The organism is Anabaena sp. CCY 9910 (genome assembly GCF_963920875.1).
GTDB classification, from domain to species: Bacteria; Cyanobacteriota; Cyanobacteriia; order Cyanobacteriales; family Nostocaceae; genus Trichormus; species Trichormus variabilis.
The window spans coordinates 14,251-38,208 of record NZ_CAWUDJ010000004.1 but is presented as its reverse complement, the minus strand read 5'-3'; the positions used below and the strand labels follow the sequence as shown (position 1 = coordinate 38,208).

The following is a 23,958-nucleotide window of genomic DNA, read 5'->3' as shown; positions in this document are numbered from 1 at the left end:
TCTCAATCTAACGAGGTTACATATTCTCAAAACGTAAACTGTTGTAAGCGATATTATGATTGGCGTGACAATTAAACATCAGATAGTCAAGTAAGCTTAAGATAAATGTATGATTAAAATCCTCCATCTCTCCGACATCCACATGGGAAGCGGTTTTTCTCACGGACGCATTAATAGCGTTACGGGATTAAATACACGTTTGGAGGATTTTGTCAATACTTTATCTGTGTGCATTGATCGGGCGTTGGGAGATGCTGTAGATTTGGTCATATTTGGTGGTGATGCGTTTCCTGATGCTACGCCGCCGCCCTATGTGCAAGAAGCTTTTGCTAGTCAATTTCGTCGTCTTGTGGATGCTGAAATTCCGACAGTGTTGTTGGTGGGGAACCATGACCAACATTCCCAAGGACAAGGAGGCGCTAGTTTAAATATTTACCGCACTTTGGGAGTGCCGGGGTTTGTGGTTGGTGATAGGTTGACGACTCATCATATCCAAACTCGTAACGGCAAAGTGCAGGTGATTACTTTACCTTGGCTAACTCGTTCGACACTGATGACGCGTCAAGAAACAGAAGGTTTGGGGTTGGCTGAAGTCAATCAACTATTAACAGAACGTCTGCAAGTGGTGATGGAAGGGGAAATTCGCCGTCTTGACCCTGATGTACCAACTGTGCTTTTAGCTCATTTGATGGCTGATAATGCGACGTTGGGGGCTGAACGCTATTTGGCTGTGGGTAAAGGTTTTACTCTACCTTTATCTTTGCTGACTCGTCCCTGTTTTGATTATGTGGCATTGGGACACGTCCACCGTCATCAAAATTTGAATAAATCTAATAACCCGCCAGTGATTTATCCGGGGAGTATTGAACGGGTAGATTTTAGCGAGGAGAAAGAGGATAAGGGTTATGTAATGATTGAACTGGAACGGGGGAATGTCAATTGGGAGTTTTGTCCCTTACCCGTCCGGACTTTTCGCACCATCGAAGTGGATGTATCAAAAGCAGATGATCCACAAGCTGCTATTGTGAAGGCGATCGCTAAACATGATATTCAAGATGCTGTCGTGCGGCTAATCTACAAACTCCGTTCCGAACAAATGGATGTAATTGATAGCGCCTCCTTACATAACGCCTTGAGTTCTGCTCACACTTACACCATTCAAGCAGAATTATTAAGCCAGTTGGCTCGACCCCGCATCCCTGAATTGAGTGCGAGTAGCAGCATCGACCCAATGGAAGCATTAAAAACTTACTTGCAGAATCGTGAAGACCTCAAGGACATATCAGCATCCATGTTAGAAGCAGCTGAAAAGCTACTAACTGATGATTTGGTAATGGGTAATTGGTAATTGCTCAAAAGTTCTCTTTTTGTATTAAAGGGGTTGAAAAATAGCAGACTGGGGATGAGCAGGTTTATCTTTATTTAAAGAAAGGCTAAATCCTGTATTTTTTCTCATTCAAGTCATAATGGCGACTAGCAATTTTCTACCCGATCCCGAATCAGGTCAATCAATTAAGCCTGAGTCAGTTCAGAGAGTTAACTTGGTGACTGTGTTTCGACTCGGACTCTTTCAAATGGGTCTGAGTATGATGTCAATTTTGACTCTGGGTGTACTGAACAGAGTCATGATTCAAGAAATCGCCATTCCGGCGACGTTGGTGGCGTTGGTTTTAGCGTTACCGGCCTTTGTCTCTCCTTCTCGCATTTGGTTTGGTCAGATTTCCGATGCCAAACCTTTGTGGGGTTATCATCGCACGGCTTATGTTTGGGTGGGGGCGGCAATATTTGCGATCGCCTCTTTTTTCGCTGTACAAGTAATTTGGCAGTTAAATAGTGTCGCCAATAGCTCTAGTGGTTGGGTGTGGACTACTGAAACTATCGGCTGGACATCACTTCTGGCTTTAGTTTTTGCCATATATGGTCTAGCGATTTGTGCTAGTGGTACGTCTTTTGCTGCTTTGTTGGTGGATATCTCAGAAGAAGATAACCGTTCTCAAGTGGTGGGTATTGTCTGGTCAATGTTGATGGTGGGAATTATTGTTGGGGCAATTATCAGTTCTAGTTTGCTCAAACAATTAACCCCAGAAGCAAATGCAGTAACTTTGCAAGCCGCAGTCAACAGGCTATTTATGATAGTCCCTGCAATTGTGTTTGGGTTGTCGATTGTAGCAACAGTGGGTGTAGAGAAAAAGTATTCTCTCTATAAAAGCCGTTCTACATTGGTAAATCGAGAAGATAGTATTACTCTGGGTGCAGCTTGGAAAATTTTGACAGCTAGTCCCCAAACTGCTTTGTTCTTCACTTTTTTGGTGGTGATGAGCATCAGTTTATTTATGCAAGACCCAGTTGTCGAACCTTATGCGGGTCAAGTGTTTAAGATGCCTTTGGCAGAAAGTACCAGACTGAATGTATTTTATGGCATAGGTATTTTAATCGCCTACGGTGTAACCGGCTTTTTTGTTGTACCCCGTTTAGGTAAGCGGCGAACTGCCCGTTTGGGTTGCGTTCTGGTCGCATTCGCCGCCTTAATGTTGGGCGCATCAGGATTCTCAGCTAACCCCGCCTTTTTGAAGTTTGGTTTGGTCATTTTTGGTTTAGCCACTGGTTTCTTAACTACAGCTGCAATTAGCTTGATGCTGGATTTAACAGTTGCAGAAACCGCCGGCACATTCATTGGGGCTTGGGGGTTGGCGCAATCCTTAGCTAGGGGATTAGCCATAGTCATCGGCGGTGCAGTCTTAGATGTGAGTAAAAGACTGTTACCGACTTTAGAACTAGCCTACGCATCAGTATTTGTTTTGGAAGCGGTGGGGATGGTGCTGTCGATTTGGTTCCTCAATCGTGTGAATGTGACAGAATTTCAAACTACTACCAAGCAAGCGATCGCTTCTGTTTTAGAAAGTGATTTAGATTAGAGTGCCTTTGAAAGTTTAGTTTGCCTCCCCTTCCCTTATAGGGAAGGGGTTGGGGGTTAGGTTTTTCTAATTCATGTAAAATCACCAGATTATCTATTTAGTTACACTCAACCCAAGCCCAAAAACTTAGAAATCAACGGCAACAATTTACTAACAGCCTCAACTAATGTAGCCGTCGCAGGTAAACCAGTAATTGTCCCTTTCAAAATCTTCATCGCAGTTTTTGCCCCCTTCTGCTGCGGTTCAGATTGGGGATTTTTACCCGCTTCCGCTAAGGCTTGCACTTGTTCTAATGCTTCTGCCTTATCATCTTCAGATAAATCTTTTTCCGCTTCAATCGCCGCTTTTAATTGCGTCAATAATTCCTTAATTCCTGGCTGTTCAGTTTCAGCGGCAGATGGTAACTCATTAATAGTATTTGTCACCGTACCGCTAATTTCACCTAAATTAATTTGACCACTGTTATTTAAAGTACCGCTAATTTCCAATTTACGGCTGTAATCATTACTGTTAGTCATGCTTTTAGCTTCTACTTTATTATCAACTTGAACATTAATTGGCTTATTAGCTAATAAGCCAATAATCTCTTTCATATCTGCACTTTGTTGGCGATAGATGACTATTTCATTATCTTTAGCTTGCAGTTGTGCTTTATATTTTTCCTCCACAGCTTGCAATGCTAACTGATAATTTTGCATAAAATCACTATGAATTTTCTCTTTATCAGTTCCATCAGGCACGTTAACTTTAACGACAACTACGCCATCACCTTTGTTAGCAATACTCTGAATAGATAAATCTGTGTCTTCATTATCTGCTTGCACTTTTTTGAAGGAAGTAACAAAAGCTTTCCAGTCGATGCCGTTGCGGAAAATTAAATCGACAGTGTTTAATACTTCTTCAAATAGTTTGGTAAATTCTCCTGGTTGAAAGTCACCACTACTGGGACGGCGTTCTCTATCATCAGTTCCAGAATGGGGATTTTCTAGCAGATAGATAAAGCGACAATCAACATCATTTAATTTAGTTGTGCTTTCAATATTCCAAGCTTCTAGACAAGCACCAGTCATTTGAGCGCGAGTAAAATCAGTACCCACAGCTTGAGCTAGAGTTAGATTTGCCCACTCTAAACAAGCACCTGCAAAGGTGGCTTCAGTAATGTCAGTGTCTTTAAGATTAGCTTCTTTTAAATCTGCGCTTATGAGGTTTGCACCTTTGAGATTCGCGCCAATATATGATTTATTTCTACCATTTAAAGTAACTAGCAAATTGAGAATATCTCGTTTAGCTAATATTGAATCGCCTACTCTGGCAAGGTCAAGTTTTTTCGCTTCATAAAAACGAGTGCGGGTGAGATTTGCTGTTCTGAAATTTGTGTTTTTGAGAGTTGCACCAGTAAAGTCAGCATCAGTTAAATTAGCACCAAAGAAACTTGTACCGCCTGTTGCTGCAAAAGTAATGGCAAATGAGCGAACCCAAGCATCTTTTTCATTTCCAGCTAAACTACGCCAGCCTATATAAGCACTAAATAATGTCAAGGCTAAGGCTAAGGCTAAGGCTGCGGCTAAGGCTCCGGTTGCGGCTAAGGCTCCGGCTGCGGCTAAGGCTGCGGCTGCGGCTAAGGCTAAGGCTAAGGCTACGGCTAAGGTTACGGCTAAGGCTGCGGCTCCGGCTACAGCTGCGGCTAAAGCTACGGCTGCGGCTAAGGCTGCGGCTCCGGCTACGGCGAAGGCTAAGGCTAAGGCTGAGGCTCCGGCTCCGGTGAAGGCTCCGCCGGCTGCGGCTCCGGCTACGGCGAAGGCTCCGGCTACGGCGAAGGCTACGGCTACGGCGAAGGCTACGGCTCCTAAACCTGCTGTTAAACCCTTACGAAGAGTAATAATACAAAAAACCAGTAGCACAATTAGGAGGACTATCCCAAAAATGATCTGTTGATCATGACTCAAATCTTCAAAACTTGTAGGTCTAAATATGAGTGCTACCAATAGACCGAGAAAGATTGAGAAAAACCCTGAAACTGCTGACAGCAGCCATGAAGCTATAAGCAAACCAACAGTCCAACGTTTTTGTAGTCCAGCTTTCGCACCTGTGAAATTAGCTCCTTTTAGAATAGCCTTGCTAAAATTAGCCCCTCGAATATCTGCTTTACTAAAATTAGCCCCAGTCAAGTCTTGACCTTTAAATGAACGACCTCGCAAATTTTCACCGGAATAGTCTGGCGGCATAATTGCGTCACTAAGGGTTATTACGGAGATTTTACACAAGTTTACTGTACAATTCTCCTGATTTTGTCAAAGTAGGAATATTTTGGATGTAACATACGCCGTGTGCAACTTTCTCTCAAACCTAACCCCCAACCCCTTCCCTCGCAGGGAAGGGGAGCAAGATTCAAAGCCTCTCTCCGCTTCGGGGAGAGGTTTGGAGAGGGGTTTCAAAAATAAGTTGCACATCGCGTTAACATGGCAAAATCACGCAACATAAATATTGCTGTTGAGTTTGCTGACATCAACCCAGGTTTGTGCTGACTTTTCTCTTTGCAGGAGAGGGGTCTTTTAATGTCGTCGAACTCACGTTAGATTAGAGTGCCTTTGCGTGAAAATTGATCAATGAATGATTTTTGGACGACAATTCTCGATTTTGCCGAAACTATCACCACCAGAGTGGGCGCGCGGTTAATGCAGGATTTTGGGCAAGTGCAGGCTTTACAAAAAGCTGACGGTAGCTTGGTAACCCAAGCTGATAAATGGGCAGATCAAGAAATTCGGGATGCGATCGCCTCTACTTTTTCCGGTTATGGAATTTTAACTGAAGAAAGCGATCGCACATTTCCTGGGACAGAGTGGTGCTGGGTCATCGATCCTTTAGATGGAACAACGAACTTTACACGGGGTATTCCCATCTGGTCGATTTCTCTGGCTTTGCTTTACCGAGGTACACCAATTTTTGGTTATGTTTATGCGCCACCCCTCAATCAAGCTTTTCATGGTTTCTGGCCTGGTACATCTGGTTTAAGCACACCCTCTGGAGCATTTCTCAATCATCACCCAATTCATACCAGTAGTGACTCTCCCAGCAGCAATCACTTTTTTAACCTTTGTTCCCGCAGTTTAGCTGTTGTTCAGAACGGATTTCCCTGCAAAATTCGGATGCTGGGTGTAGCTAGTTACAATTTCCTTACGGTTGCGGCTGGTGCAACATTAGGAGGAATAGAAGCAACACCAAAAGTTTGGGACATAGCAGGCGCTTGGGTAATTGTTCAAGCTGCTGGTGGTAGCTGGGTTTCCCTCGAATCAGAACCATTTCCCTTATCAAATGGGGAAGATTATAGCGATCGCTCTTTCCCTACTCTCGTTGTTAGTCGTTCAGACTTAGTTACATTTTTTACACCTCTAATTAAAGATGTAAAAATTTAACTCACTACATACTTTTTTATCAACCCAGGTTGCCTGTAATCACAAAAAATTTTACAGGCGACCTGGGTAATTTTTCTGGATATGAGATTTTTTCAACGTATATGTATTTATCAAGGTGATTGTATTTGACTAGTATCACAACTCAATCATGATGTTAATACACGATGCAGATACTTAAACTTTAAACAAATTAGGCACAGTCAAAGAAATATCAATCATCGACAGTGGTCATTGTTAAAGTCCTTGATACAAGTTTTTTCTAAATATTTTAATGAAGAGTTATGTTATCTAACTTAGCTTTAATCCGCGAATTTATTACCCAATCCATCGCCAAGAAAGAAGTTCTATTAGCTAATTCTGCTTTGCAGGCACAAATGGTTTACAAAAGTAACCAATTAATTGCGAAGAAAGAAGGCATAATTGCCACCACACAACTGAACAGTAACCCATCTGATTTTCTCATAGCCTCGCCTTCATCTTATTGGGATATTATGAACGAGACATTAGCTGATTACAGCTATATATATACAGGGGAAGTTGATAAACTAGGCTTTTATAAATATCAACAATGTTCTGTACCCCAAGGCTACCAACTGCGATGCACAACATCTGTTAATTTGTGGCAAAATTGGTGGAAGTATCGGAAAACAGCCTTCACTTCAGGAATCCCTTTAGATATTTTAATTCGGACAAGAGATTCCTGGTACGGCATCAAAGATTTATTTATTAGTGATGGTTTGATTTATATTAAAACCTTAGTCAGTGAAATGACAGTTCATTCTAATGACCTAGTAATTTGGTTGAGTAAAAATGAGCTAGAATCTCAAGCTTAAATCAATATATTTTTAGCTTTTTTGATGCAGAGTAACACTGTAGACGCTTCGGCTTTTGTCCGGGTGGTTAGCGCGGAGGTACGCAGAGATTTTCTCATAAGAATTCGCTAGTTCTAAAATCATTCAGCGTATCTTCGTTTGGGATTTTAAATAGATTCATAGCTTAGATTAAAGCGTTGCGCGAATATATGTACAGCAGTCTATGAATATAGTTTAAGAAGTGATTGGAGTATCGTGAAAGTTTTACCAATTTTGTAATAACTCATGGTTTTTTGATAATTGCTCACTTACAATTAGGTTACATCTTACATAAAACATGGTGCATTCAATATAAATAAGCAATGTTATCTAATTTAGAGCTATTACAGCAGTTTGTTGCTCAATCTGTTCAAAAACAAGAAATTTTGTTAGCTAACAGCACTTTACAAGCTCAAACGGCTTATAAAATCAACCAAATTATAGCTAAAACCGAGGGGGTGATTGCTACCGCCCCACTCACTCATACACCCCTAGAATTCTCGGTTAAAGCAACTTCATCGTATTGGGAATTGATAAACGAGGTATTGGCTGAACATAACTACATTCTTACAGGAGAAATAGATAGTCGTAATTGTTATAGATATCAATATTGCCAAATCCCCAAAGGATACCAGATGCACTGTATGAAATCAGTTCATTTGTGGCGTTCTTGGTGGAAATATCGCAAAAATACAATGCAATTAGGAATTCCCTTAGATTTGCTGATTCGTACCCGCAATTCTTGGTATCCTGTTAGGGATTTAACTATCAGTGACGGACTGCTATATATCAAAACTTTAGGAAGTGAGATTGCTGTTCACTCTGATGACTTAGTCATTTGGTTAAGCAAAATTGAGCAGAAGTTTCCCAGTACTACTGAGATATAAAGATGAAAGGACTCTGGCTAGAAAATAACCAGTTACAACTGCTTACAGATATTCCCATTCCAGAACCAGCGCCAGAAGAAGCGCTAGTTCGTGTTTTACGTGCAGGAATTTGTAACACTGACTTAGAATTGTTGAGAGGCTATTATCCCTACACAGGGATTCTAGGACATGAGTTTGTAGGAGTGGTAGAACAAGGGCCAGAAAACCTACTTAATCAAAGAGTAGTGGGGGAAATTAATGCTGTCTGCGGCTATTGTCGTTTTTGTCGGCGAGGACAACCAACTCACTGTGAAAATCGGACTGTTTTGGGTATTGTAAATCGTCATGGGGCTTTTGCTGAGTACCTCTGCTTACCAGTCAAAAATCTCCATCCTGTACCCGAAAACGTAGCAACAGAGGTGGCAACTTTTACCGAACCCTTGGCAGCAGCGCTAGAAATTCAACAACAGGTAATATTGAGTAAAGATGACCGTGTGCTAGTAGTCGGAGATGGCAAGTTGGGACAATTAGTAGCCCAAACACTAGCTTTAACTGGTTGTGAATTATTGGTTGTTGGTCGTCACCAAGAAAAACTCGCTAATTTAAAGGTAAGGGGTATTCAAACGGGTTTAGTTGATGCTGTCCAAGATAGAGCTTTTGACATTGTAGTTGAGTGTACTGGTAATCCAGAAGGATTTGCGATCGCTCGTCGGGCTTTGCGTCCCCGTGGTACTCTAGTTCTGAAAAGTACCTATGCTGGTAATCTCAGCCTTGATGCTTCTTCTTTAGTTGTAGACGAAATTACTCTCATCGGTTCTCGTTGTGGCTCTTTTCCCCCTGCACTGGAACTATTAGCTACAGGAAAAGTTGACGTAGAACCTCTGATTCATGCTCACTATCCACTCAGCCAAGGGCTTTTGGCTTTTGAGGAAGCCCAACGCCGAGGCGTGTTAAAGGTATTGTTAGAGATTGGTAATTAGTTGTTTCCCCTGCCTACACTAGTATAAATAAGGATTAGTCTTTGCTTGATAATCCATACAGTTGATGGCTTCTTCTGTGTTAGCACGGGATGGGTGTACAGTGCATTTCAGACGGTAGTCATCTGTAAAAAATTGGCAGCCAGAACAGGGTATTTGGTGCATTTGTTTGGCTGCGTGGATACTATCTCTGGTTGCTGACCAAAGACTCCAAGCGATGAGAATCATCAAACCCCATGCACCGACAAAACAAATTGGTACTAAAAACTTTTGAATCCCCAGAATGATCAATATAATTGCTTCCAACACGGCCAGTCCTGATAAAAGTGACGAGTTAGAAGTTATGTTATCGCAATACGGAGTGTAGAGTTCTGAGTCCTAAGTATTATTCAATCTATTTTAAGTTCTGGCAGCTAGCTCATTTTAAAAACCAAATGCCAGAAATCCTCCATCAACAGCAATACATTGTCCTGTAATATATGATGCGGTAGGCATACAGAGAAAAGCTGTAAGACTCGCTACTTCTTCGGGTTGACCCACGCGTTTCATTGGTGTACGTGAAACAACTGCGCTTAAAGTTTCAGGATTGTTGAGTAGAGGCTCGGTCAGAGGAGTTTGGATAAACCAGGGTGCGATCGCATTAACGCGAATACCATCATCGGCCCATTCTACCGCCAGCGATCGCGTTAACTGCACGAGTGCGGCTTTGGTCATCCCATAAGGTGCGCCAGTCCGAACGGAAATTAACCCAGCAACAGAACCGATGTTAACGATACTGCCGTTTTTACTTGTTTTTAGTAAGGGATAAAACAGTCGGGAAAGCTCAAATATAGAAGTTAGATTAATTTGAAATATCCCAGCAAATTCTTCTTCTGTGTAATCAGTCGCTTTCTTGCGAATATTTGTGCCAACGTTATTCACCAAAATGTCAAGTCTTCCCAAGGTCTTGCTAACGTACTCATGTATTATCTGACGACCTTCAGAAGTGGAAACGTCGGCGGCAACTCCGTGAACTTTCCCCGCAGAACGCCAAGCTTTCATCTGTTGCTCAATCGCTTCAGCATTGCGAGCAACAATGACGACTTCTGCACCTAAAGCCAAAAACTCTTGGGCGATCGCTAAACCAATTCCTTTGGTAGCTCCGGTAATCAAAGCTTTTCTTCCGGCTAATGTCCAGCGTTCCCGGACTTTTTCCCCAAAAGCTGGAGGGGTAACAAAATCTTCCATCGTCATATACCTCTGGATGTTTTTAGACAGGTGAATTATTACCTTTAAATTCACCTGTTAAGTATCAAAAATGTCAAGTATTGCGGAGATCGGTGGCGGTAATACCTTCTAATGCCAGACCATAGCCAATTCCTTCATTAACCAACCGCTTCAGCCTTTGGGTCAAGGCCACACGGGTGTATCGCAAGTTTAATGTGGGCTGTTTGGCCAGTGTCCTGGCAATTTCCCAAGCCCGTTCCATGAGTTGGCTTTGCGGTAATACTTCATGGACAACATTCAATTCATAAGCTTGTTGAGCCGTCAGCTTTTCTTGAGTAAGCAAGAAGTAGCGCCCGCGATAAAGACCAAGTGCTAATGGCCATAGTATATGCACTCCGTCACCAGGTACGATACCTGCATTTAAATGAGGCATATCTTGAAATACGGCGTTTTCAGATGCAAGAATAATGTCGGTCGTCAGAATGTATTCACTATGAAGTAATGCTGCACCATTGACAGCAGAGATGACTGGTACTTCAATATCCAAGAGGTTTTGCAGCACCTTTTTACCTTCCCAATAAGTTTTATCCCACTCACGAGGATTGGTGACATCTCCTAAACTAGCAAAATCGATTTCAGCCATCCAAGCATCACCAGTACCTGTGAGGATGACAACACGGTTATCTCTGTCTCGGCTAATATCGTAAAATGCGTCGGGAAACTCTCGATGAGTTTTACCGGTGAAAACGAGTGAACCATTGTTTGTGTGCATTCTCACTTCTAGAATGCCATTTTCATCTCGATGAAAATGCAGGTTCTCGTATTTAGTGAAATATTCGGGTTGATTCAAAGTCATGATTTGTTCTGTGTTGGCATAGCTTCAGATTTCCGTAGCTAAATCTATGCTTTCGGCACAGAGACTTCTTTGATTGAAATCAAGTTTGAGACTATTTTTAATATTCTGTAATTTTGCGATTAAGTGCGATATGCTTCTTGAACTAATATAATTTGTCGTTTTTTGCGGGTAATTGTCCCGTCTTTTTGCAGTTGACTCAAAACGCGAGACAATGCTTCCTGACTCAACCCCATATCTTCGGCTATTTCCTTCAGAGGTTTATCCAGATTGACGATATTTCCATGTGGATGGGCGGCAATTTCCAAATAACGCAGCACGCGATCGCGGGCAGAACGGATACTCCTCAGTTCTAGTAAAATTTTTACTTGATGAAATCTTCGCGCCAGTTGTACTATGAGTGCTTCTGATAAATCTGGATGCTGGCGTAAAGTTGCCAGAAACGGCTGTTTAGGAAAAGTAGCGACACGGGAAGGAATATCAGCGATCGCTGTACAATCATAGAATTCATTGAACAATGCAGCTTCCGCAAAACTCTCTCCAGCTTTGACCTCATAGTGCTTGATAGATTGACCAGCGTCCGTATAGTGCATGAGTCTGATCTGTCCAGATATGACTACAAAGATGGCTCTGGTTAAATCACCTTGATGGAAAAGGGGCTGTCCAACCGCTAAACTCTCATAGGTGATTGCCATCGCCATTTTGATATTTTCTGGCAGCTGGTCAATGTTCAAAAAATTGATCATGTACTTGACTTTTTTTGAATTCAAAATTCAAAATTCAAAATTCAAAATTCAAAATGAAGAAAAGAAGCGTAGCAGTAGCGAGTCTGCGTTTGCGCAGCGTCTCGTAGAGAGCGTCATTGCGTTGGCAATAGCCTAGCCGTAGGCTATTGCGAATTGGTTTAAATTCCTGCATGACCCAATGCTAAACCAGCTACAAGCATCCCTAATACCAGGAATGGTTGGGCGCTGGCTTGGTATTTCACATCGTTTTTTAAGGGGTCACGCAAGAAATACATATCTTGGAAGGTGATTTGCGGAATGATTAATAGTACCAAGATGGCGGCGTACAAATTCTCATGAATGGTCACAAGATAAGCCGCAATTAATCCTTGGAACACGTCAATCATGACAACACAAATCCATGCAGCCGTGTTGATACCAAACATTACAGGTAGCGATTGTAATCCCAATTGGCGATCGCCTTCTACACTCTTAAAGTCGTTGACAATGGCAATTCCCAATCCTGCCAAACTATAAATCAAGGTGAGAACGGCAATTTTCCAGTTGAGTTCGCCAAATAAAGCATGACCAGCCCACCAAGGTAAGGCGATGTAACTGGCACCCAAGGCGTAGTTACCTAACCAGCCGTTCTGCTTTAACTTTAAGGGAGGCGCAGAGTAAATAAAAGCGATGAAGGAACCAAACAAGGCCAATACTGTGACATTGGGGAACTCATGACCCGCCCATAAATCCAGGGTAAAGGCAACGGCAATCCCCGCGAGAAATAACGCCACAATTTGGGTCACAACCTGGGGTACAGAAATTGCACCGGAAGGGATGGGACGATAAGGTTCATTGATGGCATCAATTTCGCGATCGTAAAAATCGTTCAGGGTTTGAGTGTAACCCGTCAAAAGTGGCCCGGACAACAACATACAAGTTGCCGCCTTCAAAACATTTTCCAATGACCAAGTATAGTTACCAGAGGAAGCCGCACCACAAACCACACCCCAAATCAGAGGAATCCAAGTAATCGGCTTCATTAATTGCAGGCGAATTTTCCAAATGGAAGTTTCCCCTGGCGCTGCACCTTTCATACCTAACAACTGCCGGGTTTTGGCAGTGCGGTCAGCAGGATTCGCTACTGCTTCAGACTGATTAGGATCGGGGGTAATAGGAGATGATTCAGACATAATATTTATTTAATTAGGTATCGGTAATTGGTAATTGATAATTGGTTGGGACTTACGCATGAAAACGAAATATCAAAGGTTTGGAGAAGGGTTTAGGGGTTTAGGGGTTGCAAACAAACATTTACACCCTTACACCCCTACACCCTTACACCCTTACACCCAGTCTGTGCATAAGTCCTGTTGGTAATTGGTAATCGTTACTGTACCCATTACCTATGACCCGTTACCCATTACCCATTACCTAAAAAGAAATGATCAAATAATTATTTTGGAACTTTGCCCCAGTGATAGGTTTACCACTGAGTGCGGGAGGTAAGAAAATATTCCTTCGTTGGTCACCAGCTTCTACTGTTACTTCCGGCCCGTACTGGGTGAGTTTGACTTGTTTTTTATCAAATCCCGGTAAGAAGAGGCGTACCTGACGATTATGGGTGTCGATAGTAATAGGATGGGGAGCTTTTACTGCTTGCTCAACAAAATTGGGGAGGGCATCTATCAAAGGTTGCCAGTCATCTTTGGCAACGTCAGGAACAACAGTCACAGGTAAGGGTGTAAATTCTGCTGATAGGTCGCCCTCTGTTTGTGAGGATAACTGGATCACACCACCAATCGTTAACCCGATTTGTTGAGCGCTACCCCATAAATAACGTACACTGACAACTTCTAGAGGATCTGCTGTAGTGACCAAAAAAGCCGCAACTCGCTTGGGGTCAGCCAGTGCCTCTTTTCCCTTATCTAGGAAATTATTGACTTGATTGGTGGGTTGAGCAAAGTTATCTGCTGTCCAATTGAAGTTGAAAAAGCTGCTGATTAACGGTTGAATCAAGGGTGATTCGGCGATCGTTTTACCTAAATCGGAGTTGACAAACAATTGCCGAAAGCGCCGCACATACCAGCTTAGAGATTCCGGTAACCCCAACATCCGCAAAGTGAAAGCGTCACCTGTGCCATCGTAGACGATCGCATCATATTTACCACTGGCATCATATTCACGAATCGCATTTAAGGCTAAGGCGCTGTCCATCCCTGGTAATACTACCAGTTCTTGACCGTACACCTCTTTGATAATGGGCGTGCGGAGATATTGCGCCTCAAGTTTTTTCACTTCTTCCCAATTGCGTTCCAGCAACACAGAAGATTGAAACTGTACAACTTCTAGATTGGGGGCAATTTGCTGGGGGTCAGGGGTGAGGGTTTGCTCTAACAGGAGGGGCAATACTGGTTCTGCCAGTCCTGCTAGAAGTACCCGCTTGCCTTGACTTGCCAATGACTTGGCTGCGGCGATCGCTATTTTTGTTCGCGCTACGCCACTTTTGCCCAAAAATGTCAATATCAGGGCCATTATCTTGATTTCCAATTACCGCAGGTCTGTTCAATTCCAACTTAACACTAGGCAAATACTCTTAGCTTCTACCTAGAGTTTCTTCTATGACACTGGCTTGATTTCGTCCTCAAAAAACCAAGTGGAAGTATTGTCGTTAAACTTCACCACTACACCGATACCACGACCATCGGTAACCTTGTAACCCTCGATGATACCGACTTCTCCGAGCTTTTTGGCGATTGGGGCAGAAACGCGATCGCGCAAACGAAACACCTTAACCTTTTGTCCGATTTCCATGCCTACATAAAACGCAATAAACCAAGTTTCAGTTTAGCTGAATCCGGTACTCATCTGTGATCCGATTTGGGAAGAAGAAACCAGGGAGAGGACTATTGACTATTGACTATTGACTATTGACCAATGACTATTGACCAAAAGCTTAAAATTAAAATAATCCGCAATCAGGTATAAAACCATGTTTGTCACAGCGCAACAGCTAGAACAACAAATGCCCGATGCAACTCGGTTGTTAAGTGATGAGCCGGAAATGGAAACTTCGTTGCATTATATGCAGCTATTACTGCTAGTAACTTGCCTAGAATGGCTGTGGCGGGATAAAAATGACTATTTTATTGGTGCTAATCTGACAATATACTTTAGCCGTCAGCAGTTGCGAAATCGAGATTTCCGCGGCCCGGACTTTTTTCTGGTGAAAGATACTGAAAAGCGCCCCCGCAATTCTTGGGTAGTTTGGGAAGAAGACGGTCGTTATCCAGATTTGATTATTGAGTTACTTTCTGACAGTACGGCTGATGTTGACCGAAATTTAAAGAAAAGCTTGTATGAGAATCGATTTCATACACCTGAGTATTTTTGGTTTTCCCCAGAAACTTTAGAATTTGCTGGTTTTGAATTGATAGGTAATAGGTATCAAGAAATCCTACCTGATAACCGTGGCTGGCGTTGGAGTGAGGTATTGGGTTTGTATTTGGGTGTAGAAAACGGCAAACTTCGCTACTTTAGTGCTGAGGGTAACTTAGTCCCAACACCAGAAGAAGCTGCTATGGCGATACAACAGGAGGCCATATCAGCCCAGCAACAATTATCTGAGTCACAGCAACAGTTATCTGAGGCTGAATTAAGATTGCAACAAGAACAGGAGCGATCGCAAATGTTGGCAGAATATTTACGTTCTCTAGGCGTTGACCCAGATAGTTTGAGTTAAGCAAGTTCGTTGAGGTAAAAGTCATGTATCAAACTGATCCACCCCGCTCACCACAAGAAACGATGCCGACAATGTATGATTTACCGAGTGAATTAGTAGGGGAATCAGGCTTGCCAGACGAATTTCATTGCATCCAGGCAGATTTACTCAGTGAAACTTGTCAGCTTCCCAATTATCCACCGGAGGAAATTTTGCTGGCCAGCGACTTAAACCTTTACTATGACCCCCGCCATACTCTATGGTACAAGCGCCCAGATTGGTACATGGTTTTGGGGGTAACTGGTGCTACTCAACAGCAAGACTTGCGTTTAAGTTACGTTATTTGGCAAGAGGGAGTTGCTCCTTTTTTAGTAGTTGAACTACTTTCACCAGGGACAGAACCAGAAGATTTAGGGCAAACTCTACGAGAAGTGAACAAACCCCCAACAAAATGGGAAGTGTATGAACAGATTTTGCGCGTTCCTTACTACGTCGTCTATGACCGCTACGAGAATAACTTACGGGCTTTTCGACTGAATGGCGCTCGTTATCAGGCAATTCCTTTACCAGAAAAGCGATTTTGGCTAGAAGAATTAGAATTGGGTTTGGGTCTTTGGCAGGGTACTTATCAGCAGACCACTGGATTATGGTTGCGCTGGTACAATGCAGCAGGTTGGCTGCCAACACTCAAAGAACAAGCTGAACAGGAGCGTCAAAGGGCTGATAGACTGGCAGAGTATCTGCGATCGCAAGGAATAAATCCAGACAACTTACCTATATAAAATTAATTATATTAGAACCAGTGAATTATCATGAGAAAATTCCTACGTACCTCTGTCTTGAAAAGTTGAGCCACTTACTTGCGGGGGTTCCCACCGTTGTGCAAGGTGGCGTTACTAGGTCGGGCTAACCATCCTCCATAACTTTTCGCTGCGCTAACCACCCTGCGGGTACTCCTGCGGAGAACTCGTAGAGTAGCCGAAGCGTCTACAGCGTCACTCTGCGTTCAAAAAGCTAAATTTTGGCGTAGCTTTACAAAGAAACGGTATGACAGAAAACTTTAGGAACTAACTGACAAATAAACTAGTCGTCAGGATGCAATATGTGTTGATTGCTTAGGCTGTACGCAAGCTTATAAATTTTACGGATGTTCAACAAATAATGAACAATATAAAATCTCAATACTCACCCCATGCAGAAAAATGCACTCTGATAGTATAAAATGCGCGAATAACTCGCTTGTGGTCTGTGGTGGTGTTTGAAGATGGCTCTTGTAATTAAAAATAATTCAAACTGGCTGCAAGTGCAGCGCTACTGGGAACTGCTGCGTGTTTTAGTGATGAGAAATCTCAAAGTACGCTACCGAGGTTCTTTACTAGGTGTATATTGGTCATTATTAAACCCGTTGATTATGACGGGACTTTACAGCGCCATTTTTGGGACAACATTCGCTTCTTATTATGGCAATTCCATCCTGAACTATATATTGGCAGCATTTACTGGGCTGGTGGTCATAAATTTTTTCTCTTCCTCCACATCCCAAGCCTTGTCCAGTGTGGTAGGCAACGGAGCATTGTTGAATAAAATCCGCTTGCCTGTTAGTGTGTTTCCTGTATCAATGGTTGCGGCAAATATATTTCAGTTCACAGTCGGAGCCTTCCCTTTACTGGCAATAATTACATTCATTAATTCTAAAAGTGTAATAAACGTTCTAGCACTATTCTTTCCCTGTCTGGCTTTAGCTTTAGTTTCTACCGGGGTGGGATTTTTAGTCAGCGCCTTGTATGTCTTCTTTAGAGATTTACCTTACTTTTACGAGTTAGTTGTCTTTGTACTCTGGATTAGTAGCCCAGTCTTTTACCCGGCCGCTATTGTACCACCCCAGGTAAAACCATTTTTAGTACTAAATCCACTAACACCCATTATTGAAAGTTTGCGCCAAATTACACTATCAGGAAATTTCCCAGATTTAAGTCTAATCTGGGGTGGTTTACTTGGTGGCATAATTATGCTGTCACTGGGATGGGTTTGTTTTCAATTGTGGCGACATCAATTTATGGATCTGCTGTAGATGGAAGTAATTCGTCTGGATAAAGTGTCGCTATGGCGACGAACCCAAGAAGAGTTTTCTTATGACCTCAAGAAAACTCTCCTATCTTTGATAGAAGGTAAATATCGCAAGCCAGCGAAAAAATTGGTTTTAGACAACATTGATTTAGTTGTTGAAAAAGGCGACAAAATTGGTATTATTGGCGCAAATGGATCTGGTAAATCAACTTTATTGAAGATCATTTCTGGTATACTTCAACCAACGACTGGCACAGTGAGAGTCCGAGGGCAAGTTGCACCTTTGATTGAACTGGGTGCTGGTTTTGATGCAGAAATATCTGTAATGGATAATATTCTGCTCTATGGTGTATTACTGGGATTTTCGAGGGCTGAAATGAAAGAAAGGGCGAACTCAATATTGGAGTTTGCAGAATTACAGGACTATGCTTTAGTTCCTGTAAAAGGTCTTTCTTCTGGTATGGTTGCTCGTTTAGGGTTTTCCATTGCCACAGATGTACAACCAAATATATTAATTTTAGATGAGGTGTTATCGGTAGGAGATGAAAATTTTAAAAATAAATGCAAACAAAGAATTGATAACTTTTGGAATGGGGATGCAACAGTTTTAGTGGTTTCCCATGATTTACAGTTTGTTAAACAATATTGTAATCAGTTAGTTTGGTTATCTCATGGAAAGATAGAGTTTATAGGCGATGCAGCAGAGGCAATTCAACATTATTTAAGTACATTGACATCCACATAAATATAAATATTAGGAATAGTAAGTTTCCTTTTATTCAATGTAATTGAACAATGAATATGTCCAGACTAATAATTATAAACAATAATTATAATTATTTAATTTAGGAGGGATTGCTGAACAACCTGTATTGTGATTTTTTAAATAGTTAAGAATTTTAATTAATTTAATGAATTCATGGGTATATCTAAAGTTCTATTAACAAATCATCACCTAAAAAGCTACGCAGGTTCAGAACTTGTTACTCTCGATTTAGCAACTGAATTTCAACAAAAAGGCTGGTCAGTAACTGTTGCAACTTTCTTGTTTGGTGGTGATCTAGCAAGGCATTTTCATGAACGGGGGATAGATGTAGTTAATGTTTTAGAGCAACCTTTGACAGAAAATGAATTTGATTTAGTATGGGGTCATCATTTCCCCGTTTTAATTAAATGCTTAATAGAAGACTCTGTTAAAACAAAATATTTAGTTTTAAGTAGTTTATCTCCGTATGAACCTTTGGAAGCAATTCCTTTTTTCTATTCTAAGTCTGATGTAATACTGTGTAATTCAGAAGAGACTAAGAAAAAAATCATAGAACAGAATCATTTACAAGAAATTGATAAGAATAAATTGTTCGTATTTAATAATTCTGTTCCTGCAAATTGGTTTAATCTACCAGTAGATATCAAGGAGACAGAGTTAAGAAAAGTAGGAGTGATTTCTAACCATCCACCAACAGAAGTTTTAACTGCTATAGATATATTAAAATCTAAAAATATAGAGGTTGATTTAATAGGGATATTAGAAAGCCCTCAACTAGTAAATATTGATATTCTTAATTCATACGATGCAATCATAACTATTGGGCGTACTGTCCAGCATTGTATGGCTTTAGGAAAACCCGTGTTCTGCTACGATCATTTTGGCGGGCCTGGTTGGTTAACTCCAGATAACTTCAAAATTGCTGAGTGGTTTAACTATTCAGGAAGATGCTGTCGCCAAAAAATGTCGGGTGAACAAATAGTAGAAAACTTAATTAATGGTTTTTTTGCAAATAATCAACACATACATTTTTTTAAAAACTACGCTTTGGAGAATTATTCACTAACAAGAAATGTTGAGAATGTTTTAAGTTGTATCAATAACATTAATAAAGATTACGTTGACTTTAATTCTGAGCAAGTAATTGGAAAGGTAGGAGAAGCTTACCGACGTGTATTTACTGAAAATGGTTTCTTAAAGCTTGAACGGGAGCGATCGCAATCCCAATTGCAACAAACCCAGACAGAACTGGAGCGATCGCAGTCACAACTGCAACAAACCCAGACAGAATTGGAGCGATCGCAGTCCCAACTGCAACAAACTCAGACAGAATTGGAGCGATCGCAGTCCCAACTACAACAAACCCAGACAGAACTGGAGCGATTGCAATCTCAATTGCAACAAACCCAGACAGAACTGGAGCGATCGCAATCCCAATTGCAACAAACTCAGACAGAATTGGAGCGATCGCAATCCCAATTGCAACAAACCCAGACTGAGTTGACTTTGTCTCAGTCCCAGCTATATCAAACTCAGACAAAGTTAGAACACTGGAAAAACCTCGTCTCTTGGATGGAAGGGAGTAAGTTTTGGAAGTTACGAGCCTTATCTTTGAGTATAAAGAAAGGAATAATAAATTTACCTATCCTTAAGCTTGCCTTTAACAGGTTGCCTGTTTTTCAGAAAAAAAACTATCCCATATTTATCAAACGTATAGGTAAGTGGCTCAAGCATCAGATCATGAACTTTCGTACTAGAAATGAATTCGCTGATGCACTATTAGCAAAAGTTTTACAAAATTTCTCTGGCTTTCCCGAATATAGTCAATGGATTAAAGATTATGAAGCAAAAGATGAAGAACTGACGCAACAAAAAAAGAATTCTTTATTATTCCATTATCAACCTGTATTAAGTATAGTTTTTCCCGTTTATAAACTACCACTAACCGTCTTACAAGAGACAATCAATAGTGTTATTCAACAAACTTACTCCAATTGGGAGCTATGTATTGCTTTTGCAGATATAGATAATTATCAAACCATTGATTATTTAAAAACCTTGAGTTTACAGGAAAAACGCATAAAACTTAAGGTAATGGCGGAAAATAAGGGAATTTCTGGTAACTCTAATGTTTCTCTAGATATGGCTTCGGGCGAATTTATAGCTTTGCTCGATCATGATGACTTGTTGGCACCTTTTGCATTTTATGAAGTCATCAGTGAATTGAACAAGCAACCCGATTTAGACTTTATTTACTCTGATAAAGACTGTATTAGTGCCAACAGCATGGTAAGGTCAAGGCTCTTACTCAAACCAGAGTGGAGTCCAGAAATCCTATATTCTGCTAATTATTTAACCCATTTGTGTATTGCTCGTCGCACACTTTTGGAAAAGATTGGTGGCTTTCGTCCAGAAACAGATGGCGCGCAAGACTGGGATTTATTTTTACGTATCACAGAAAATACATCACGTATCGCTCGAATTAATTCTGTGCTTTACCATTGGCGGATTATACAAGGTTCAACCTCCTTGGGAATAGATTCTAAGCCATATGCACTTGAAGGACAACTGCGATCTATCCAAGATCATCTTACTAGAACAAAATTGCCCGCCACAGTTTCACCACACCCTGAATCTGGTTTTCGCTTAGAATGGCAAGCTTCGCCTGCAACAGTATCAATTTATATTGATGGTGATGTACCTTGGGATTCTCTATTAGCTTGCATTAATGCTGTTGCCCAATTTTCTGACCCCAAATTACACAAAGCAAAAATTACTTTACCCGAACACACATATACTTCCACAGCTACTGAAAGAGAAAATCTGATAAAAGCAATCAGTTTACCTATTGATTGGCTACCAATTAAAGAAGGAAATTCTAAATTAGTTACTTTAGCTAACAATATAAAACAAGATAAGACTGATGTAGTTGTGTTTGTCTCAGGTCTTGTTAAGAGGTTTACCGAAGGATGGATACAAGAACTAAGTGGATGGGTGCTTAACCATCCAGATATTGGATTTGTGTCCTCACTTATTTTAACCGATAACAATTTAGTCGTAGAAGCTGGATTAGTTGTTGACAAATATGATAATTGCTCTCCCTTAATGCGAGGAAATTTCTTATATTCCTGGGATATTTTTGGAGGGGCTTTATGGTACAGAAATTGTAGTGCCAGTTCTCCCTGGGCTATAGCTTTTAGTTATAAAAATTACTTAGAAGTCGGAGGATTACCTTCTCACTCTCCTTCTTTATCACACGGCATGATTAAGCTTTGTCAAGCTATTCGCGCAAATAATAAACGAGGCTTAGTTAACCCTCATGCTCGTGCATTTTTGCAGGATTTACCAAAAAATGATATTCCGGAATTTGACGATTCTCTAGGAAATGATCCTTATTTTCATCCTGCCTTTAGTTCAGTTGTTCCTTTAAAATTAAGAGTTAAAAATGGTAAAAAAAATTAAATTACCCAAATTTCTCAAAGACATAATTAAGGAAAACATTATCGTAGATAGATACATAAGAGATGCTACCGCACTTGCTGGTATCATGGATTTCTCTTGTGCAGATATTTCTGAAATTCAGCAGCATCCTGAGCGAGTCAATCAATCAGGCAGTCAAACGATAAATTGGTATGTACCACCGTTTGAAAATGCCTTTTATGGTGGTGTTATGACCATACTCCGCACTGCTGACTATTTACATCAGCATGGAAAAATCAAACAAAGATTTCTGATTTGTGGAGATAGTAATGCTGAAGTGATGCTTACTAAGATTACTAACGCTTTTCCTAATTTGAATAGTGCTGAAGTAATCATTCTCAACTCCATAGAAGCTATTCAGAACATACCAGCCTCAGACTTCTCAATAGCTACTCTTTGGACAACAGCTTATGTCTTATTAAAAGTAAAAAATACTGGCTTAAAATTCTATTTTATACAAGACTTTGAACCCCTATTTTATCCTGCTGGATCAACTTACGCTCAAGCTGAGGCAACTTACCGTTTTGGGTTCTATGGAATTGCTAACACTATCAGTTTAAGGAAAATATATGAAACTGAATATGCTGGCATAGCGACTCATTTCACACCATGCGTAGATACAAAGGTCTTTTATCCTGACAGTAGCCTTAAGAAAAATTTTACCCCCAAGCGCGTATTCTTTTATGGAAGACCAGGACATCCGCGTAATGGATTTGAGTTAGCAGTTGAAGCAATGCGTAAGCTGAAAACCCGTTATGGTTCTCAGATAGAAATCTTATCTGCTGGTGCTGATTGGAAGCCTAAAGAATATGGTTTAGAAGGAGTTATAGAAAACCTGGGACTCTTAAGTTATGAAGAAACAGGCAATCTATATCGTTCTTGCCATGTTGGACTTTCAATGATGATGACCAAACACCCATCTTATTTACCTTTTGAAATGATGGCTTGTGGTGTATTGGTGGTATCGAATATTAATTCAAGTACACAATGGTTATTGAAAGACAGAGAAAATTGTCTACTATCTCACCCTAGTGCTAGTTGTATTGCTGAAACAATATCAGAAGCTATTGATAAGTATGATGAGTTTGATGTAATTAGAAACAATGCAGTTAATTGTATTAAAGATAACCATGCTGACTGGTCTGTTGAGATTCAAAAAATCCACGATTTTATTCAATATCATGCAATCAAATACAGTAACTGTTTAGTGCAATCTAATGGAAATATTTTTGGTTCTGCTGTTTTTGTTGTAAACAATGGGTATCGTCATTACGTGCCAGATTTAGACTGGATAATCCAACATGGATTCATTTGGCCAACTGATGTTCAAGTTGTTAGTGATGAAGTGTTACTTAGTCTGCTGCCAGGTCGTCCTGCTCCGCACAAATGGACATTGGAAGATTGGGTAAATCCACCCAGAAAAAATAGTCTTCAAATGAGAGAAATATCTGCATCTAGGTTAAGTGGTAATGGTATAGAAGTTGGCGCTGCTTGGTCTCCCTTTCCCATACCTTTAGATTGTCGTGTTAAGTATGTCGATATCTTACCCAAGGATACTCTCAACACAAAACTACGACCCGGTGAAGAAATTATTAATTCTGTACAACCGGATTTGATAGGAGATTTGGAAACGTTAGAAGAGATTGAAGACAATAGTCTTGATTTTATAGTTGCTTGTCATGTTATTGAACATACTAGAAATCCTATTAATGCTTTAAAGACAGCATACAAAAAACTTCGTATAGGAGGATTTCTTGTTTTAGTAATACCGGATAAAAATAGAACTTTCGACAGGCAGCGTAATTTAACTACCTTAGATCATTTAATTTTAGATTATCAATCCCCCTCCAAGGAAAGAGACAGGGAACATTACGTTGAGTTCCTCACTTTAGCATTTCCTGTCCCTGAGGAAAACCTTGCATCGACAGTAGAAAAAAGTATTCAGGAACAAGCTGACATTCATTATCATACATTTACTTATGAAAGTTTTAGTTTACTGATAAGTTATGTATGTAAAAATATTTGTCCTTGGTCATCAGTATGGTCACAACCTACGTTATCTAATTCAACAGAAGATATGGAATTCTATTTTGTATTAACTAAATAATAAGACATTGT

The 23,958-nt window shown here is 40.8% G+C and carries 20 protein-coding genes; 12 read left to right on the top strand and 8 right to left on the bottom strand.

Going from position 1 to position 23,958, the window contains the following annotated elements:
• Positions 1-109: 109 nt before the first annotated feature.
• Together sbcD and ACM5QX_RS05180 are read left to right on the top strand one after the other, a co-directional pair.
• A complete protein-coding gene (gene sbcD / locus ACM5QX_RS05185; RefSeq protein ID WP_414752672.1) occupies positions 110-1,348 on the top strand; it encodes an exonuclease subunit SbcD in 1,239 nt (412 codons plus the stop codon).
• A gap of 118 nt (positions 1,349-1,466) precedes the next feature.
• Positions 1,467-2,915 (top strand): BCD family MFS transporter, encoded by a 1,449-nt coding sequence (locus ACM5QX_RS05180; protein WP_414752671.1) that lies wholly within the window; start codon positions 1,467-1,469, stop codon positions 2,913-2,915.
• A 107-nt stretch (positions 2,916-3,022) separates the two neighbouring features.
• Here the strand turns inward: ACM5QX_RS05180 and ACM5QX_RS05175 are convergent, their stop codons facing one another.
• Positions 3,023-5,140, bottom strand: a complete 2,118-nt coding sequence (locus ACM5QX_RS05175) for a pentapeptide repeat-containing protein (protein ID WP_414752670.1) — start codon at positions 5,138-5,140, stop codon at positions 3,023-3,025.
• Positions 5,141-5,521: 381 nt separating this feature from the next.
• Between ACM5QX_RS05175 and ACM5QX_RS05170 the strand changes: the two genes are divergently transcribed.
• The 4 genes from ACM5QX_RS05170 (at position 5,522) to ACM5QX_RS05155 (ending at position 9,025) form a co-directional block, all read left to right on the top strand.
• Positions 5,522-6,328, top strand: coding sequence for an inositol monophosphatase family protein (locus tag ACM5QX_RS05170; RefSeq protein ID WP_414752669.1), 807 nt, complete (start codon positions 5,522-5,524; stop codon positions 6,326-6,328).
• A gap of 281 nt (positions 6,329-6,609) precedes the next feature.
• The gene (locus ACM5QX_RS05165) at positions 6,610-7,161 is read left to right on the top strand and encodes a hypothetical protein (RefSeq protein WP_011320058.1); all 552 of its coding nucleotides are present in this window, start codon (positions 6,610-6,612) and stop codon (positions 7,159-7,161) included.
• 341 nt (positions 7,162-7,502) lie between these two features.
• Entirely contained in the window at positions 7,503-8,066 is a 564-nt protein-coding gene (locus ACM5QX_RS05160) for a hypothetical protein (protein WP_011320059.1), read from the top strand.
• A gap of 2 nt (positions 8,067-8,068) precedes the next feature.
• Positions 8,069-9,025 carry an MDR/zinc-dependent alcohol dehydrogenase-like family protein gene (locus ACM5QX_RS05155; RefSeq protein ID WP_011320060.1) on the top strand — a complete coding sequence of 319 codons (957 nt, stop codon included), beginning with the start codon at positions 8,069-8,071 and terminating at the stop codon, positions 9,023-9,025.
• A gap of 18 nt (positions 9,026-9,043) precedes the next feature.
• Here ACM5QX_RS05155 and ACM5QX_RS05150 read toward each other — a convergent pair whose 3' ends face one another.
• The 7 genes from ACM5QX_RS05150 to ACM5QX_RS05120 all read right to left on the bottom strand — a co-directional run bounded on the left by ACM5QX_RS05150 (position 9,044) and on the right by ACM5QX_RS05120 (position 14,620).
• The gene (locus tag ACM5QX_RS05150) at positions 9,044-9,331 is read right to left on the bottom strand and encodes a hypothetical protein (RefSeq protein WP_011320061.1); all 288 of its coding nucleotides are present in this window, start codon (positions 9,329-9,331) and stop codon (positions 9,044-9,046) included.
• 114 nt (positions 9,332-9,445) lie between these two features.
• Complete coding sequence (locus tag ACM5QX_RS05145; protein WP_414752668.1) at positions 9,446-10,249, bottom strand: SDR family oxidoreductase; 804 nt, start codon at positions 10,247-10,249, stop codon at positions 9,446-9,448.
• Positions 10,250-10,322: 73 nt separating this feature from the next.
• Positions 10,323-11,084, bottom strand: coding sequence for an enoyl-CoA hydratase/isomerase family protein (locus tag ACM5QX_RS05140; RefSeq protein ID WP_414752667.1), 762 nt, complete (start codon positions 11,082-11,084; stop codon positions 10,323-10,325).
• A gap of 119 nt (positions 11,085-11,203) precedes the next feature.
• Positions 11,204-11,815, bottom strand: a complete 612-nt coding sequence (locus tag ACM5QX_RS05135; protein ID WP_414752666.1) for a Crp/Fnr family transcriptional regulator — start codon at positions 11,813-11,815, stop codon at positions 11,204-11,206.
• 170 nt (positions 11,816-11,985) lie between these two features.
• Positions 11,986-12,999, bottom strand: coding sequence for a chlorophyll synthase ChlG (chlG, locus tag ACM5QX_RS05130; protein ID WP_414752665.1), 1,014 nt, complete (start codon positions 12,997-12,999; stop codon positions 11,986-11,988).
• A 241-nt stretch (positions 13,000-13,240) separates the two neighbouring features.
• Positions 13,241-14,341 carry an ArsA family ATPase gene (locus ACM5QX_RS05125; RefSeq protein WP_414752664.1) on the bottom strand — a complete coding sequence of 367 codons (1,101 nt, stop codon included), beginning with the start codon at positions 14,339-14,341 and terminating at the stop codon, positions 13,241-13,243.
• 84 nt (positions 14,342-14,425) lie between these two features.
• Positions 14,426-14,620, bottom strand: a complete 195-nt coding sequence (locus ACM5QX_RS05120) for a DUF2862 domain-containing protein (RefSeq protein ID WP_011320067.1) — start codon at positions 14,618-14,620, stop codon at positions 14,426-14,428.
• Positions 14,621-14,798: 178 nt separating this feature from the next.
• On the opposite strand from ACM5QX_RS05120, the gene ACM5QX_RS05115 reads away from it, so the two are divergent.
• The 6 genes from ACM5QX_RS05115 to ACM5QX_RS05090 all read left to right on the top strand — a co-directional run bounded on the left by ACM5QX_RS05115 (position 14,799) and on the right by ACM5QX_RS05090 (position 23,947).
• The gene (locus ACM5QX_RS05115; protein WP_414752663.1) at positions 14,799-15,548 is read left to right on the top strand and encodes a Uma2 family endonuclease; all 750 of its coding nucleotides are present in this window, start codon (positions 14,799-14,801) and stop codon (positions 15,546-15,548) included.
• 23 nt (positions 15,549-15,571) lie between these two features.
• Positions 15,572-16,309: a Uma2 family endonuclease gene (locus ACM5QX_RS05110; protein WP_414752662.1), complete on the top strand. Its 738-nt coding sequence runs from the start codon at positions 15,572-15,574 to the stop codon at positions 16,307-16,309.
• 482 nt (positions 16,310-16,791) lie between these two features.
• Positions 16,792-17,598, top strand: coding sequence for an ABC transporter permease (locus ACM5QX_RS05105; RefSeq protein WP_414752661.1), 807 nt, complete (start codon positions 16,792-16,794; stop codon positions 17,596-17,598).
• Positions 17,599-18,339: an ABC transporter ATP-binding protein gene (locus ACM5QX_RS05100; protein WP_414752660.1), complete on the top strand. Its 741-nt coding sequence runs from the start codon at positions 17,599-17,601 to the stop codon at positions 18,337-18,339.
• Positions 18,340-18,513: 174 nt separating this feature from the next.
• Positions 18,514-21,822, top strand: coding sequence for a glycosyltransferase (locus ACM5QX_RS05095; protein WP_414752659.1), 3,309 nt, complete (start codon positions 18,514-18,516; stop codon positions 21,820-21,822).
• The gene (locus ACM5QX_RS05090; protein WP_414752658.1) at positions 21,806-23,947 is read left to right on the top strand and encodes a glycosyltransferase; all 2,142 of its coding nucleotides are present in this window, start codon (positions 21,806-21,808) and stop codon (positions 23,945-23,947) included. Before ACM5QX_RS05095 ends, ACM5QX_RS05090 begins: the two co-directional genes overlap by 17 nt.
• The last annotated feature ends 11 nt before the right edge of the window (positions 23,948-23,958 follow it).

Bases quoted from the DNA above. Each gene is read 5' to 3' on its own strand.
- ACM5QX_RS05100 (WP_414752660.1), top strand. From the start codon at position 17,599: ATGGAAGTAATTCGTCTGGATAAAGTGTCGCTATGGCGACGAACCCAA.
- ACM5QX_RS05105 (WP_414752661.1), top strand. From the start codon at position 16,792: ATGGCTCTTGTAATTAAAAATAATTCAAACTGGCTGCAAGTGCAGCGC.
- sbcD (WP_414752672.1), top strand. From the start codon at position 110: ATGATTAAAATCCTCCATCTCTCCGACATCCACATGGGAAGCGGTTTT.
- ACM5QX_RS05115 (WP_414752663.1), top strand. From the start codon at position 14,799: ATGTTTGTCACAGCGCAACAGCTAGAACAACAAATGCCCGATGCAACT.
- ACM5QX_RS05140 (WP_414752667.1), bottom strand. From the start codon at position 11,084: ATGACTTTGAATCAACCCGAATATTTCACTAAATACGAGAACCTGCAT.
- ACM5QX_RS05180 (WP_414752671.1), top strand. From the start codon at position 1,467: ATGGCGACTAGCAATTTTCTACCCGATCCCGAATCAGGTCAATCAATT.
- ACM5QX_RS05160 (WP_011320059.1), top strand. From the start codon at position 7,503: ATGTTATCTAATTTAGAGCTATTACAGCAGTTTGTTGCTCAATCTGTT.
- ACM5QX_RS05175 (WP_414752670.1), bottom strand. From the start codon at position 5,140: ATGCCGCCAGACTATTCCGGTGAAAATTTGCGAGGTCGTTCATTTAAA.
- ACM5QX_RS05155 (WP_011320060.1), top strand. From the start codon at position 8,069: ATGAAAGGACTCTGGCTAGAAAATAACCAGTTACAACTGCTTACAGAT.
- chlG (WP_414752665.1), bottom strand. From the start codon at position 12,999: ATGTCTGAATCATCTCCTATTACCCCCGATCCTAATCAGTCTGAAGCA.
- ACM5QX_RS05165 (WP_011320058.1), top strand. From the start codon at position 6,610: ATGTTATCTAACTTAGCTTTAATCCGCGAATTTATTACCCAATCCATC.
- ACM5QX_RS05170 (WP_414752669.1), top strand. From the start codon at position 5,522: ATGAATGATTTTTGGACGACAATTCTCGATTTTGCCGAAACTATCACC.
- ACM5QX_RS05095 (WP_414752659.1), top strand. From the start codon at position 18,514: ATGGGTATATCTAAAGTTCTATTAACAAATCATCACCTAAAAAGCTAC.
- ACM5QX_RS05145 (WP_414752668.1), bottom strand. From the start codon at position 10,249: ATGGAAGATTTTGTTACCCCTCCAGCTTTTGGGGAAAAAGTCCGGGAA.
- ACM5QX_RS05110 (WP_414752662.1), top strand. From the start codon at position 15,572: ATGTATCAAACTGATCCACCCCGCTCACCACAAGAAACGATGCCGACA.
- ACM5QX_RS05120 (WP_011320067.1), bottom strand. From the start codon at position 14,620: ATGGAAATCGGACAAAAGGTTAAGGTGTTTCGTTTGCGCGATCGCGTT.
- ACM5QX_RS05090 (WP_414752658.1), top strand. From the start codon at position 21,806: ATGGTAAAAAAAATTAAATTACCCAAATTTCTCAAAGACATAATTAAG.
- ACM5QX_RS05125 (WP_414752664.1), bottom strand. From the start codon at position 14,341: ATGGCCCTGATATTGACATTTTTGGGCAAAAGTGGCGTAGCGCGAACA.